General features: G+C 34.3%; 11 protein-coding genes. 8 read left to right on the top strand and 3 right to left on the bottom strand.

What is annotated here, in order from left to right; translation table 11 throughout:
* The first annotated feature begins 159 nt into the window (after window positions 1–159).
* Window positions 160–1,191, top strand: a complete 1,032-nt coding sequence (locus ACXZ1K_RS09570) for a PKD domain-containing protein (RefSeq protein WP_458973163.1) — start codon at window positions 160–162, stop codon at window positions 1,189–1,191.
* Between the two features lie 273 nt (window positions 1,192–1,464).
* On the opposite strand, the gene ACXZ1K_RS09575 is transcribed toward ACXZ1K_RS09570, so the two are convergent.
* Complete coding sequence (locus ACXZ1K_RS09575) at window positions 1,465–2,169, bottom strand: class I SAM-dependent methyltransferase (protein WP_458973164.1); 705 nt, start codon at window positions 2,167–2,169, stop codon at window positions 1,465–1,467.
* Entirely contained in the window at window positions 2,156–3,502 is a 1,347-nt protein-coding gene (locus ACXZ1K_RS09580) for a DUF6734 family protein (protein ID WP_458973165.1), read from the bottom strand. Before ACXZ1K_RS09580 ends, ACXZ1K_RS09575 begins: the two co-directional genes overlap by 14 nt.
* Before the next feature lie 530 nt (window positions 3,503–4,032).
* On the opposite strand from ACXZ1K_RS09580, the gene ACXZ1K_RS09585 reads away from it, so the two are divergent.
* The 7 genes from ACXZ1K_RS09585 to glf all read left to right on the top strand — a co-directional run bounded on the left by ACXZ1K_RS09585 (window position 4,033) and on the right by glf (window position 12,959).
* Complete coding sequence (locus ACXZ1K_RS09585; protein WP_458973166.1) at window positions 4,033–4,362, top strand: hypothetical protein; 330 nt, start codon at window positions 4,033–4,035, stop codon at window positions 4,360–4,362.
* A gap of 260 nt (window positions 4,363–4,622) precedes the next feature.
* Window positions 4,623–4,955 carry a hypothetical protein gene (locus ACXZ1K_RS09590; RefSeq protein ID WP_458973167.1) on the top strand — a complete coding sequence of 111 codons (333 nt, stop codon included), beginning with the start codon at window positions 4,623–4,625 and terminating at the stop codon, window positions 4,953–4,955.
* Between the two features lie 84 nt (window positions 4,956–5,039).
* A complete protein-coding gene (locus ACXZ1K_RS09595) occupies window positions 5,040–6,623 on the top strand; it encodes a vitamin K epoxide reductase family protein (RefSeq protein ID WP_458973168.1) in 1,584 nt (527 codons plus the stop codon).
* 139 nt (window positions 6,624–6,762) lie between these two features.
* Entirely contained in the window at window positions 6,763–8,940 is a 2,178-nt protein-coding gene (locus ACXZ1K_RS09600) for a peptidase domain-containing ABC transporter (protein ID WP_458973169.1), read from the top strand.
* Window positions 8,941–8,954: 14 nt separating this feature from the next.
* Window positions 8,955–9,953: an HlyD family secretion protein gene (locus ACXZ1K_RS09605; protein ID WP_458973170.1), complete on the top strand. Its 999-nt coding sequence runs from the start codon at window positions 8,955–8,957 to the stop codon at window positions 9,951–9,953.
* Entirely contained in the window at window positions 9,950–11,854 is a 1,905-nt protein-coding gene (locus ACXZ1K_RS09610) for a glycosyltransferase family 2 protein (protein WP_458973171.1), read from the top strand. Before ACXZ1K_RS09605 ends, ACXZ1K_RS09610 begins: the two co-directional genes overlap by 4 nt.
* On the top strand, window positions 11,841–12,959 hold the full coding sequence (gene glf / locus ACXZ1K_RS09615) for a UDP-galactopyranose mutase (RefSeq protein WP_458973172.1): 1,119 nt from the start codon (window positions 11,841–11,843) through the stop codon (window positions 12,957–12,959). Before ACXZ1K_RS09610 ends, glf begins: the two co-directional genes overlap by 14 nt.
* On the opposite strand, the gene ACXZ1K_RS09620 is transcribed toward glf, so the two are convergent.
* Window positions 12,925–13,806, bottom strand: coding sequence for a hypothetical protein (locus ACXZ1K_RS09620; RefSeq protein ID WP_458973173.1), 882 nt, complete (start codon window positions 13,804–13,806; stop codon window positions 12,925–12,927). The two genes, glf and ACXZ1K_RS09620, sit on opposite strands and share 35 nt — an antisense overlap.
* Between the last annotated feature and the right edge of the window lie 7 nt (window positions 13,807–13,813).

Consider the following 13,813-nt stretch of genomic DNA (forward strand, 5'->3'; position numbering starts at 1 on the left):
GGTTATTAAATATAGCAATCCTTTTAGTAAGCGCAATACGATGTGTTTTTTCGATGACAAAATAATGTAATAAACTAGCTACATGGGATACTAAATCGTTTTATGGAGCAATATTTGTTTATTTTCGTTTATTATTAATTTAATATCCCCCCAAGGAAAATGAAAAAAATATTTACACCAATGTTATTGCTGCTTTTTGCAGCGATATTAACTTCCTGCGAGAAAGATCAGGTAATTGTTGAGGACCAAACGGGTTCTGAAAAACTTCCATTAACAGATTTTCAGGTTGTACCTGGAGACGATCCGTTCACCTTTAGTTTTGTGAATAAATCTAAGGATTTTAACAGGCTAGAATGGCGTTTTGGAGACGATTCTCTATTGACAACAGTATCTCCATCACACGTTTACAAAACTACTGGTACTTATCAGGTAGATTTGACATCTTTCAATACGGAAGATGGAAGCACAAGAAAGTTGGTTGACATTAAGATTGTTCCAGATAGCGTTGTTAAAATTACAGCTACCAAAACTGGAGCAGAGAACGAAGTTAGGTTTAATTTGACGAGCAAAGCAAAGATTGCTTCTGCTAAATGGACATTTAAAGATGTTAATCCAGGAGAAACGTCTACCTCCTTATCACCAACCAGGAAATACGAAGCAGGGTCGTTTAACAATTTCACTGTTACTGTTACCACAGATAAAGGTTCTGTGATAGAACTAGATAAATATGTTACTACTGAAGGAATAGCTGATAACATCACTACCAGCGCATTGTCCTTCGTAGGATCTACCGACAATACGGGCAACACGAATGAAAATGCTGCCAAATTGGTAGACAACAATTTAGAAACTAAGATATTCCTTGGCGGTCCTCCATTGCCATTGTCATTTACATTCCAGTTTGCATCTGCTGAGACGGTTAAAATCTATGGTATTGGAAATGCGAATGACTCTGATGGAAGAGATCCGAAAACATGGACTTTAGAAGGCTCAATGGACAATATTGATTGGACGGTATTGGATTCAAGAACGATGACCAGCAGTTTATATACCTTGGGCGGAAATCAGTACAAACAGTTATTCTATTTTACCGTTGCCAATCCGAGACCATTTGTGTTCTATCGTTGGAAAATTTCTGCAACATGGAACGAGAACAACTTCCAGGCTTCTGAGATCAGGCTGTTTAGATAGTTGACTTATTTTAAGTAAGACATTTAATTTATATAGAAATAGGCCCGTTGGAATTTTCCATCGGGCCTATGTTATTTGAGTAGCTTTCTGTATAAGAATATGAACCAGACATTGGTGACCAAGATTTGATCTAATCTTGCTCACCATTTTATTAAATATCTGCAAAATGTTATGTTAAACAAGGAATGCTGTTTCGCGATTATAAAGTTGCATTCTTTTTTTCAAGGGAACCTGAACCACCCAAGCTCTCTTAGTCATCCTTAATTGATAGATTTAGCGTTGACTTTGGTTGACTAATAGATATGTATTAATAGATGCATCAAATCCAGCAATATTTTCCGGAATGGAGCATACAAGCTTCTCAATTTTACAGTTGAACGGTTCCCGCTCTAGGTATATTCCTGAGTTAAATTGAATTCTGTTAGTTGCATCTGTTTTTTTATCTATGTTAGGTTTGATCACGGATTCATATTTTTCAGCAACCTGATGTTCGCTGATGATAATATTCTTATAGTTTTCGAATTTATTAATAATTTTTTTAATTGATTTATTATTAAGGTGTTGGAGGACCTGTCTTATAATTAATAAATCTGCATGTTCAAGATTTCCACTTGAAGAATCTTTAAAAATAAATTTGATCTTAGGGGAACTATAAAGCTTATTATTCCTAACAATCAAATTTTTAACAACATCATATCCAACATAGCGGTAATTAAAATCAGACTGATCCAGAAGTGTTAAAATTTTTGAGGATACGTTAAAATCACCACATCCTATCTCTACGATAGTTTCTAGTTGATTATCTTTAATATAATTAGCTATGGCATCCGTATATATTGAAATATGAGAATTATGTGATCCCGTTCCCGAATAGAACTCACCCTTTGATCCACCCCACAAATTATTTTTATATACATCAGTGAAGATTGTTGAACTATAAAGCTCGCTAAAACTAGTTCTTTTCCTATGTTTCCTCATGTTTAGCAGTTTGATTAATATTATCTGTAACTATATGAAAAATATTATTTTCGCAACCTCGCCTAATTTTTAATTTAAGAAGATCTAATAGATCTTTCTTCTCTTCTTCCTGTAGATTAGTATCAAAGTATTTACTTAGTTCTGTTAAAAGGCCTTCAATTGTTTTAGGCGTTCGCAATACATCAAGAATTATGCATTCCATTTCATCGATGGTTAGGTCTATTAATTTTCCCTCTAAGCTGCAAATAGTTTTAATACTCGACGGCATGGTATTTAGGTCGTAATTTTCGATAATATAAGAGTTTGTAGTAAATGTTGCTTCTAAAAAAAACTGCGTATTTGAAAATACAATTTCCCCCGCTTTTTGTTGATTTAATTGGTCATCATAAAACGAAGTAATGTTTAAATCTAATTTGGTTGAGATAGAAAGATCGTTTAAATTATACGCGCCCATATACATTTTAACATTTTCTTTTTGTAAAAAATTTATAATATTATAGTAATGATCTGGAAAGCTTAAACGTAGCCTTTTTGCTAGCATTTTACAAGCTTCTGGATTTTGCTTGTATTTGCCCAACATGTGTATGTATTTTGTTTTGAAAGGTACATCATGAAAGTTTGCTAAGTCGGGGTAGTTCATGTCACTTATTTCTTCTGGAATGAAACACGCTATAGCTTTTTCATTTTTTATTGCGAGGTGGTAGAAGAAAAGTTGCTCAAATACCATGTTTACGTCTTTTTGTCCAGTATCTAGAATTTTGTCATAATTGTTATTTACAAATGAAAATACAAGACTCGCGTATTCTGAAAAAAAGTCGGTATCTGTACCCCCAAAAACACCCGCATTACACGATTTAATATTCCGGTTATCTCTAATCTGGTCGAATATTTTTTTTGGAAAATCAACTCCTTTTGAAATTAGCTCATTTATAATGGTTCTATAAAAGAGATCACAATTTTCGATGTTTTGCGAAATTAATTCTGAATTGACTAGGCTAGTATCAAATTTCTCCCAGATAAATACATCGCCGTCAATATGTATAAAAGGTTCTTGTTGTAAGGAGTAGGTGTGAATCTTATTCAGCGCCCAGAGCTTTGGATGATAGTTCAATTCATTAATTATTACATTTGTATATGGCAGCTTGAGTTTTTCGATTAAAATTTCATTGCCAAGATTTGATGTATATAGCGTAACAGATCCGTAAAGTTGAAAGATTTGAAGACAGCTGAGGCTCCAACTCATCCAATTGAATTCTGGAGAAATAAATCCTTGTTTTGAGGAAATCAAATCAGATTCTTTATGATCTGGATAGAAGCTGTGAATAAAATTCATATTTCTTGTCAGGTCTTTTTAATTTATATATCAACTGATAACCACCTTCATTATGATTAACTAATCATTAATAACTTAAAATTGCGTTAGGTAATATTTGATTGGCAATCAAATTAATGGTGTTAATATAGGTTTATTTTTTTTACTAATTTTTTTTTAAAAAAATTGTTATTAGATTATATTTTTTTAATTTAGGGTAAGTGATTTAAGATTTGGCTTTCGGAATACTCCCTGCTGACTTAGACGCCTCTAACCAAATATAAAAGCTCTCATTATGACGCTCGCTCATTCATATGTGAAATCTTCTCTTGTAAGATCATCTTTTGATAATTTATTGGGTATTGGGAACCTGCTCAGTTATCCATTAGATATTCAATTTTTGCGAGCTAGAATAATCCGTTTATCTATCAAATCATTTGTTAGTCTTAAAAATGGCAGATTCACCTCTCTAAAAATCTTTATTTATTCTCTGATAATCATGTTTGTGTTTTTCAATAAATCGATTAAGAAATTGTTGGCCGACGATAAAGATGCCTGTCTTTGGTAAAACAGGAACGGGAGAAGCCAAACCCGGAAAATATGGGCGTAAATCTAAAATAATGAAAAAATTAAATTTGAAGCTTGGGGGCATTAAAGAAATGCTAACAAGAGAGCAGATGAAAAGGATTACCGGTGGTTATGGTAATCCGCCGATGGGTAATTGCACCATTACTTGCGGGGGAGTAGTTCACCCTGCATGTGCTTGTCACACCGGCGAAATGCACAAACGATGTGGCTGTGGGCAGAGTGGTATTTGTACGGGTAGTGACTGTGATACAACCACTGAAAATACGCCCTGGTGTGGACCATATTATTGCTAACCGATTAAATCTTACTTTAACGGAGTTTCTGTTAAAGTAAGATTTATTCTTTAAATTAATGTGTGCGCCAAAATTTACTGTTTACTTTTAAATTAAAGCTAATATATTCTAATAAACGTAAGATTAACTTGGTTTGATAAATTTGTTTATGAGTGATCGGACTTGTGACGGTTCTCGAAATATATTTTCTATTTATAATAAGCTCTGAAAAAGAGATGATTAGTCAAGAAATTGTTGGCCGACAGTAAAGATGCCTGTCTTTGGTAACACAGGATCGGAGCAGCCCTACCGATAAGAGGGGCACTAAAACTGAATTAATGAAAAAATTAAGTTTGAAGCTTGGCGGCATCAAAGAGATGCTAACCAGGGAGCAGATGAAAAAAATTACCGGTGGCTATGGTAGCGGACCAGCAGGTAATTGCACAATAACCTGCTCAGATGGTGTTGTTCACCAGGCGTGTGCTTGTCACACCGGTGAGCGTCATAAGTATTGTGGATGCAGTGGCCAACTTGGAAGCGGTATATGTTCGTTTGGGAGTGATTGCGACACGACTACTGACAATACTCCTTGGTGCGGACCATATTACTGCTAACCAATTTAATTTTACTTTAACAGAATTTTCTGTTAAAGTAAAATTTCGGCAATTAATTTATTCATTTGTAAAATATTAGTCAATATGACTCTTAAATCCCTTTCGAACCTAGTATATAAGCTGGTTAATGAACTAAAGTTTCCAGTTTCTCACTCCTCAATTTATGGGGAGCTAGAAAAGCATCCAGATCAATTCTCCTTCTTAGGCATCAGTGAGGTGCTTAGTGGTTTTCAGATAACCAATGGTGCGTATAATTTAGAAAGTTACGAGTTGGATAACGAAATGTGTCCATTCATTTCTCACATTTCCAGGAATGGTGGAGAATTTATACTTGTACGTGAAATTATTAATGATAAAGTTACAATTTCGAGTGAAAATTCCAAAAAGGAAGTCCTTTCCAAATCAAGCTTTGATCAATACTTTACCGGATCAATTTTAGTTGTTGACGAAGAAAGTGAGGCGGTGGAAGATGAATATGAGATAAACAAAAGGCGCGATATTGTTCATTCCCTTCGCTATCCTTATATAATAAGTTCTTTTGCGATAATTTTATTATTAATCTTATTTCAAAATCTTGAATATGTTTATTCGTTTTCTTTTTCAGTAATAGGTTGGACTATAGTGAAGCTAATGGGTCTGGTAGTTAGTATTTTACTGCTGATACAAAGCATAGATACAAATAATAGCTTTATTAAAAAGATTTGTGGTGGTGAAAAGACAGATTGCAAAAGCATTTTAGCCTCGAAGGCCGCAAAACTTACAGAAGAGATTAGTTGGTCCGAAATTGGTTTTTTTTACTTTATATCAACTTTTCTTATCATTCTATTTTATGCTAATTCCACAGCAGTTCTCCAAATATTGGCGCTCATAAACATCCTTGCATTACCCTACACTTTCTATTCTATTTACTACCAATATTTTGTAGCGAAAAAATGGTGCGTTCTGTGCGTTAGCACACAGGTGATCTTGTGGTGCGAGTTTTTGTTTAGCTTTAAAGTATTTTCAGAAAGTTTCTCATTTCCGTCAGCTTCGGACTTAATTGGAGTTATAATCTTATTCCTTGTCCCAACTACAATATGGATTTTAATAAAGCCGTTTTTGAAAACAAAGCAATATGTTGTAGCTGCGAGGAATAGTTTAAATTCTTTCAAAAGGAATCCAGCAATATTTCGATCAGCCCTATTAGCGCAAGAAAGGTTTGCAGAACCAGATGAAGAATTTGCAGTAATATTTGGTGCTAATGAGCCAAAGAACATCATTACTATTGTTTCAAGTCCTAGTTGTTCTGCCTGTAGAAGATCGCACAAGACAATTGAAAAATGGTTACATTCTGATGAAACACTACAAGTACGATTTGTATTTTCATTATTGGGCGACCCTTCAGATTCAGAAAATTATCACGTGGGGGAGAGAATCATTTCACTAAAATTAGAGCAAGCAGATATAGCAAGAAAAGCATTAACCAATTGGTATAGTAAAGAGGGGCAAAATTTCAATAGTTGGAGTGAAAAATTTCCACTATTGGGATTTGTATATCCTGATCCCCTCTTGATGAAGCAAGAAAACTGGTGTCGCAGCACTAAGGTAATTTTTACTCCAACAATATTAGTTAACGGGTTTAAACTCCCCGAACCCTATCAGCTCGAAGACATTAGATATTTGATTTAATCAAATATGTTTGGCCAACAAAAAGATGCCTGCTAAGAAGAATCAGGTTTTGGGAGTCAAACCGTGTGTAAAGTTAATGAAACTCATAACATCAGTCTATTAATTAAACCATAGAAGTACATTTAATCTAAAAATTAGGGTGAAATTTACACTTTATAAACAACATGATCAGATGGATTGTGGGCCTACTTGCTTAAGAATGGTTGCAAGGTACTATGGTAAGTCATACTCACTCCAGCGGCTAAGGGAGTACTGCCAGATTAGCAGAGAAGGTGTATCGTTACTTGGTATCAGTGAAGCTTCTGAAAAGATTGGTTTTAAATCATTAGGCGTCAAACTGAGTTTAAGTCAACTCAAGGAGATTGAACTGCCTTGTATTCTTCATTGGCGTCATAATCATTTTGTGGTGCTGTTTAAAATAAAAAATGGTAAATACCACGTTGCTGATCCATCTGAAGGTATTTTAGTATACTCTGAATTAGATTTCAAGAATAATTGGATTAATACAAAAGAACTTCATGACGGAATTTCCTTAGTGTTGACTCCTACACATACATTTTACAAGCAAGAGGAAGACAAAAGCACCGGAGTCAAGTGGTCATTTCTATTCAAGTATCTCTATACTTACCGGAAATTAATCATACAACTTTTAATGGGCATGGGAGTTGGGAGTTTACTGCAGCTTATAGCGCCATTTTTAACCCAGGCAATGGTGGATGTTGGAATAAATGGAAAGAATATAGATTTCATCTACGTTATTTTATTTGCACAAATCATGTTCTTCTTAGGTAACATGAGTGTTGAATTTATTAAATCGTGGATCATTCTCCACATTACCACAAGAATAAACATTTCTATATTGTCAGACTTTCTAATTAAATTGATGAGACTACCAATGGTCTTCTTTGATACAAAAATGACAGGTGATATTCTTCAAAGGATGGGCGATCAAGGGCGAATACAAAATTTTTTAACTGGATCATCACTTAGTATCGTTTTTTCTGCATTTAACTTGGTGACATTTTCTGTTGTACTTGTGTACTATGATGCAAAATTATTTATGGTTTTTTTGATCAGTAGCACACTATATGCCGGATGGATTTTACTTTTCTTAAAAACGCGTCGCGAACTGGATAATAAAAACTTCGAATTGTCATCCTCAAATCAAGATAATACTATCCAACTTATAAATGGTATGCAGGAGATTAAGTTGAATAATTGTGAACAAAAGAAAAGGTGGGAGTGGGAACATATTCAAGCAAGCTTATTTAAATTTCGAATTAAAAGTATGGCTCTCGGTCAGTATCAGCAAGCCGGTTCGATGTTTATCAACCAAGGAAAAAATATTTTAATTACTTTTTTGAGTGCCAAATCTGTAATCGATGGCGATCTCACGCTCGGAGGAATGATGGCCGTCCAATATATTTTTGGTCAGTTAAATAGTCCTATAGAACAGTTTCTGGGATTCATTCAAAGTTTTCAAGATGCTAAAATAAGTTTGGAGCGTCTAAATGAGATTCATGAAATGGAAGATGAAGAAATAATTAACAAAACTTATCAAAAAGAACTTCCTAAGGATAGGAGTATTAGCATAAGTAATCTCACATTTACATATCCGGGTGCCGGCAACGAATCAGTACTTAGAGACATCGAAATGTACATTCCAGCTGGGAAGACTACTGCAATAGTCGGTATGAGCGGAAGTGGTAAAACAACCATTCTTAAGTTGCTGATGCGATTCTATAAATGGGAAAAGGGTGAAATAAGAATCGGAAATTTAAAGTTAGCTGATATAAGTTACAGAACTTGGAGGAGCAGATGCGGGATAGTAACTCAGGATGGCTACATCTTTTCTGATAATATAGTAAAAAATATTGCTGTAGGTGATGAAAATCCAGACAAGTTCCGGTTGGAGCAAGCAATTCGCATCGCAAATATTGAAGATTTTATTTCTGGACTTCCTAACGGTCTGGCAACTAAACTTGGCGCAAGTGGTAATGGAATTAGTCAGGGGCAGAAGCAACGTATACTTATTGCTAGAGCCGTATATAAAGATCCGGATTATATTTTCTTTGATGAAGCAACCAATGCATTAGATGCAAACAATGAAAGTATAATTATGAATAATTTACAGCAATTTTTTAATGGTCGTACTGTCGTTATTGTTGCTCATCGATTAAGTACAGTAAGTAATGCAGACAATATCATAGTCATGGAATCTGGAGAAATAGTTGAGCAAGGTACTCATGATCAGTTGATCTATCTTAAGGGATCTTATTTTGGTTTGGTTAAAAATCAATTAGAACTTGGATTGTAACTAATAAGTTAATTATGCCGTCATTATACAGTAAAGACACAGATTATACAGAGGAAGTTCAGGATATTATAACTGCACCACCATCATGGTTGTTGAGATGGGGAATTAGTATTTTTTTTGTTGTCCTATTGTTTATTATAATTATATCATCCGTTGTACGTTATCCCGACTTAATTAAAACGACATTGACTATTAAATCTGAAAGTCCTCCGGTTACAATCAATAGTTTAGGCTCAGGAAAAATATCGAAAGTATATGTTAAGGACAATCAGTTTGTTAAAGAACGGGAGATTTTAATTGCGTTTGAAAGTATAGCTGACAAAAAGCTGATTCTCTCGCTAGATGATAATTTATCGCAACAGCGTTTGGATGTGATGAAAGGTGGAAAGGTTAATTTAAAGATGTTGAACACGTTAGGGGAAGATGATTTTGGTGAATTAGATAATGATTATCGAGGTTTTCTTGTCTCAACATTAAATTATAGTTTGTCAAGGAAAGAAGCTGCAAGCGGTAATTTAATTCACGACTGGAATAGGCATAGATTTTTACACTATTTGGATCAGTTTATGAATAAAATACGAAGATGGGAAAGCCAGTATTTAATTAGAGCTCAGATGGATGGTAATTTATCTCTTTTGACTAACTTAAAAGAGGGACAATTTGTCGATAGTGGCCAACCGCTATTTTTCATCGCTCCAGAAAATTCTTCGTTTTATGGAGTTGTTTCAATTTCACAACAAAATATTGGAAAGATAAGAGTGGGGCAGCAAGTTCACATAAAGGTTAGGAGTTATCCATTTGAGGAGTTTGGAATATTAACTGGGAAAATTCAAAGTATCAATGGTTTCATCGTGAAGGACTCATATTCTGCAGTGGTTGCAATTAGTGATGGCAAAAATATATCGAGAAAAATGCTGTTAAAAAATAATATGCTTGCTGATGCAGAGATTATTACAGAGGATCTTTCAGTATTTAAGCGGATAACTCGGTCTTTAATTAAAATATTAAAATGAAAGATTCAAAAATTAAATTTGAAGGTCTATCTGGCATTTCGGTAATAATGCCAACTTATAATCAGGGATCTTTCATTGCAAGGGCAATTACAAGTCTCATAGAGCAAACTTTTAAGAACTGGGAGTTAATAATTGTTAACGATGGCTCCACTGATTATACTAAAGAAATTATTGGGCATTTTATACAAGATGCCAGGATTATATATTTGGAAAATGATATCAATGAGGGACTTGGCTTCTCGGTCAATCTTGGGATCAGATCTAGTAAATTTAATCTTATTGCCTATCTTCCGTCAGACGACATCTATTTCAAAAGCCATCTTCAATCACTTTATAACAAATATCATGAAAATAGAAATGCAAAGCTGATTTATTCAGGGATTAGATTTAACTATCAAGATAATCAGATGAGTAGTGGCAGTTCATCGAGCCAAGAATTAATAGAAGGAGAAACACTTCAACTGGTTCAAGTGCTACACCAGAAATTACCCTGTTATTGGATGGAAAGAGACGAATTGGTTACTGATGATCTAGAAAAAATGTTCTTTTCAAAAGTATGCGACGTCGCTTGTCGTATACCAACGTACGAAGTCACGTGCGAGTGGATTGAACACCCGGAGCAGAGACATAAAATAATTAGAGAAAACGAAAATGGAGGCATAAATCTTTACAAACAATTTTACAACGTCAAAGGACTAATAAAATTTCATTCCTCAGTTGGTAATTTCATTGATGAAGAAGAGAACTTTAGTGAGTTTAGGAGTCCGCTTATTAGGAATGAGCAAAGTTTAAAGATCTTATTAGTTGGAGAACTGGCTTATAATGCTGAGAGGATAATTGCCTTCGAAGAAAGAGGGCACAAGTTATATGGACTTTGGATGACGGCTCCTCATTGTTACAATACAGTTGGACCTCTACCGTTTGGGAATATAGAAGACATTTCTATAGATAACTATGTTGAAAAAATAGCTGAAATTAAGCCGGATTTAATTTACGCACTATTAAATTATCAAGCTGTGCCTTTTGCACACTATATTATGATGCAGAACTTAGGCGTGCCATTTATATGGCATTTTAAAGAAGGCCCTTTTATCTGCCGGGAAAACGGGATATGGAAAGAGCTCATGGAATTACAAATTAATTCTGATGCGCAAATTTATACTAATCCGGAGGTAAGGGATTGGTTCAACCAGTTTTTATATATGGACAGTTCAAATTCGTTTATACTAGACGGTGACCTCCCAAAAAATAATTTTTTCACAGATGACCGGTCATCTTTGATTTCTGAATTAGATGGCGAAATTCATACAGTTGTTCCAGGTAGACCGTTAGGAATTTCTCCCAAGGATGTTGCTGAATTGGCACAGCATAAAATACATTTCCATTTTTACGGTGAGTTTCAGCAGAGTTTTTGGCAAAATTGGATTATGATGGCTAATTACCAAGCACCGGGTTATTTTCATTTGCACCCCAACTGTACGCCAAAGAACTGGGTTAGCGAATTATCCAAATATGATGCAGGATGGCTTCATATTTTAAAGAGTAAAAATCAAGGAGAATTGTTAAAGGCTAGCTGGTACGATCTAAATTATGCTGCCCGAATGACAACCTTAGCCGCTGCCGGGTTACCAATGTTGCAAATGGATAATTCTGGTAATATTTCTGCAACATATTCTTTAATAAATAAATTGGGAATGGGCATCGATTTTAATGATTTTTCAGAACTGGGAGTCAAATTAGCAGATAAAGCAAAGGTTAAGGCAATTCGGGAAACGGTTTGGGAAAAGAGAATGGTTTTTACATTTGATTACCACGTTGACGATCTTATAGCTTTTTTCAGAAAAGTAATGGCAGACTACAGTTATAAAAAAACTATAGAAAAGGTCGATGAAAAGATATGATTTTCTTATAGTAGGGGCTGGTCTTTTTGGTGCAGTTTTCGCACACGAAATGAAAAAAGCTGGAAAAAAATGCTTAGTTATCGACAAAAGGCGTCATTCGGGAGGGAACACTTTTTGTGAGAATATAGAAGGTATAAATGTCCATTGTTATGGGGCGCATATATTTCATACTGATAGCAAAGAAATTTGGAATTATGTTAATTCGTTTGTTGAATTTAACCGATACACTAATTCTCCAATCGCTGTCTTTAATGGCGAAATTTACAATTTGCCCTTCAATATGAATACATTTTACAAACTTTGGGGTGTTAGCAAACCAGATGATGCTAAAAAGATAATAGAACATCAGACTAAAAGCTATCAGTCGAAAAATCCCAGGAATTTAGAAGAGCAGGCTCTTGCCTTGGTCGGGGAGGATATTTATAGTCGATTAATAAAGGGATATACTGAGAAACAATGGGGACGTCCTGCGACTGAATTGCCTCCGTCTTTAATAAAGCGAATACCCCTAAGATATACTTTCAACAATAACTATTTCAATGATAGATATCAGGGAATACCAATTGGAGGATATAATAAATTGACAAACGCTCTGTTGCAAGACATTGAGATAAAACTTGATGTTGATTTTTTTGAATCAAGAGACGAACTGGAAAAATTGGCAGATAAAATTATATATAGTGGAAAAATAGATGAATACTTTGATTACAAATTTGGTCATCTTGAGTATCGAAGTCTGAAATTCAAGCATAAGCATTTGGGTGTGTCTGATTTTCAAGGTAATGCAGTAGTTAACTTCACGGCTAATGATATACCATATACTCGGATAATTGAACATAAACACTTCGAATTTGGAAATCAAAAAACAACTATCATTACTGAAGAATATCCAAGCTATCACGATGCTACAAACGAACCATATTATCCAATCAATAATATGCAGAATGATATTATTTATGGAAAATATAAGTCACTTGCGGATGGATTGGAAAATGTGATTTTCGGAGGCAGACTTGGTGAATTTAGATATTATGATATGCACCAAGTTATAGGTTCTGCACTCAATAAGGCTAAGAAATGCCTTCTAAATCATAAGGGGTGTTAATTATTCTATTGATTAGGTAACATTGTAAAAAAATGAGATCTTTTGAAAGGCCAAGTTGCATATTAATGAAATTTGGGATCATATAATTAACAATATCTAAAACTACAGGGTTTGCTGGATAATTTGCTTTGTTTTGCGCTGATTTTAAAAGACAATGGTTAAACCATTTATCAAACCATGATGGTAAACTTTGGCTTTTGTAATTATCGAAATTCATAATCGAGTCAAATATAACAGCAAGTTGTTCCTTGTTTTCTTCATATAAATCAGACATAAAATTCAAAACTTCTTTTGAATCCTGACCATCATTAACGGTAATGCAATATCCTTGTAGTAACAGCGTTTTTAAATTTGTTTCGTCAATCATTGCCCGATTTTTAATCAAACACAAATGAATGTGTAGAGAAAGTTCAAGTATTTTTTCCCGTTCCATCATGTCCTTATCAGCAATTTCAAACAACAATTGAGTCAGCTCTTTCGCAAAATAAAAGTTTATTGGATTAGCTATGGGATTCGACAAAAACAATTGGGCAACATTATGTGTAATTTCGACTTTGACAGAATTTTTTGAAGACAACTGGAATATTTTATTTTTTTTAAAGTATTCTGCTAGCAATTGTAGCAGTTTTATACTTTCCGAATCGCAAAGCAAGTGAAGGCCTAAATGGGGTCTGTTACTATTATTAACAGTTAAAAAATAATAATCAAGTTTACGATCTATTGTCTCGATAAATGGCCTGATATAATTTGATATTATCGTGCCTAATTGCTCTTCAAGACAAAATATATCTATACGTGTCCAAGTTTGATTATTTTCACAATTGAATTGGTAATCTGCGTTATTCAAGGTAATT

This window comes from Pedobacter jaeyakensis (assembly GCF_054461315.1).

Excerpts from the sequence above, each read along its gene's own strand:
- ACXZ1K_RS09605 (WP_458973170.1), top strand. The coding sequence starts at position 8,955 with ATGCCGTCATTATACAGTAAAGACACAGATTATACAGAGGAAGTTCAG.
- ACXZ1K_RS09585 (WP_458973166.1), top strand. The coding sequence starts at position 4,033 with ATGCCTGTCTTTGGTAAAACAGGAACGGGAGAAGCCAAACCCGGAAAA.
- ACXZ1K_RS09575 (WP_458973164.1), bottom strand. The coding sequence starts at position 2,169 with ATGAGGAAACATAGGAAAAGAACTAGTTTTAGCGAGCTTTATAGTTCA.
- ACXZ1K_RS09610 (WP_458973171.1), top strand. The coding sequence starts at position 9,950 with ATGAAAGATTCAAAAATTAAATTTGAAGGTCTATCTGGCATTTCGGTA.
- ACXZ1K_RS09595 (WP_458973168.1), top strand. The coding sequence starts at position 5,040 with ATGACTCTTAAATCCCTTTCGAACCTAGTATATAAGCTGGTTAATGAA.
- ACXZ1K_RS09580 (WP_458973165.1), bottom strand. The coding sequence starts at position 3,502 with ATGAATTTTATTCACAGCTTCTATCCAGATCATAAAGAATCTGATTTG.
- glf (WP_458973172.1), top strand. The coding sequence starts at position 11,841 with ATGAAAAGATATGATTTTCTTATAGTAGGGGCTGGTCTTTTTGGTGCA.
- ACXZ1K_RS09570 (WP_458973163.1), top strand. The coding sequence starts at position 160 with ATGAAAAAAATATTTACACCAATGTTATTGCTGCTTTTTGCAGCGATA.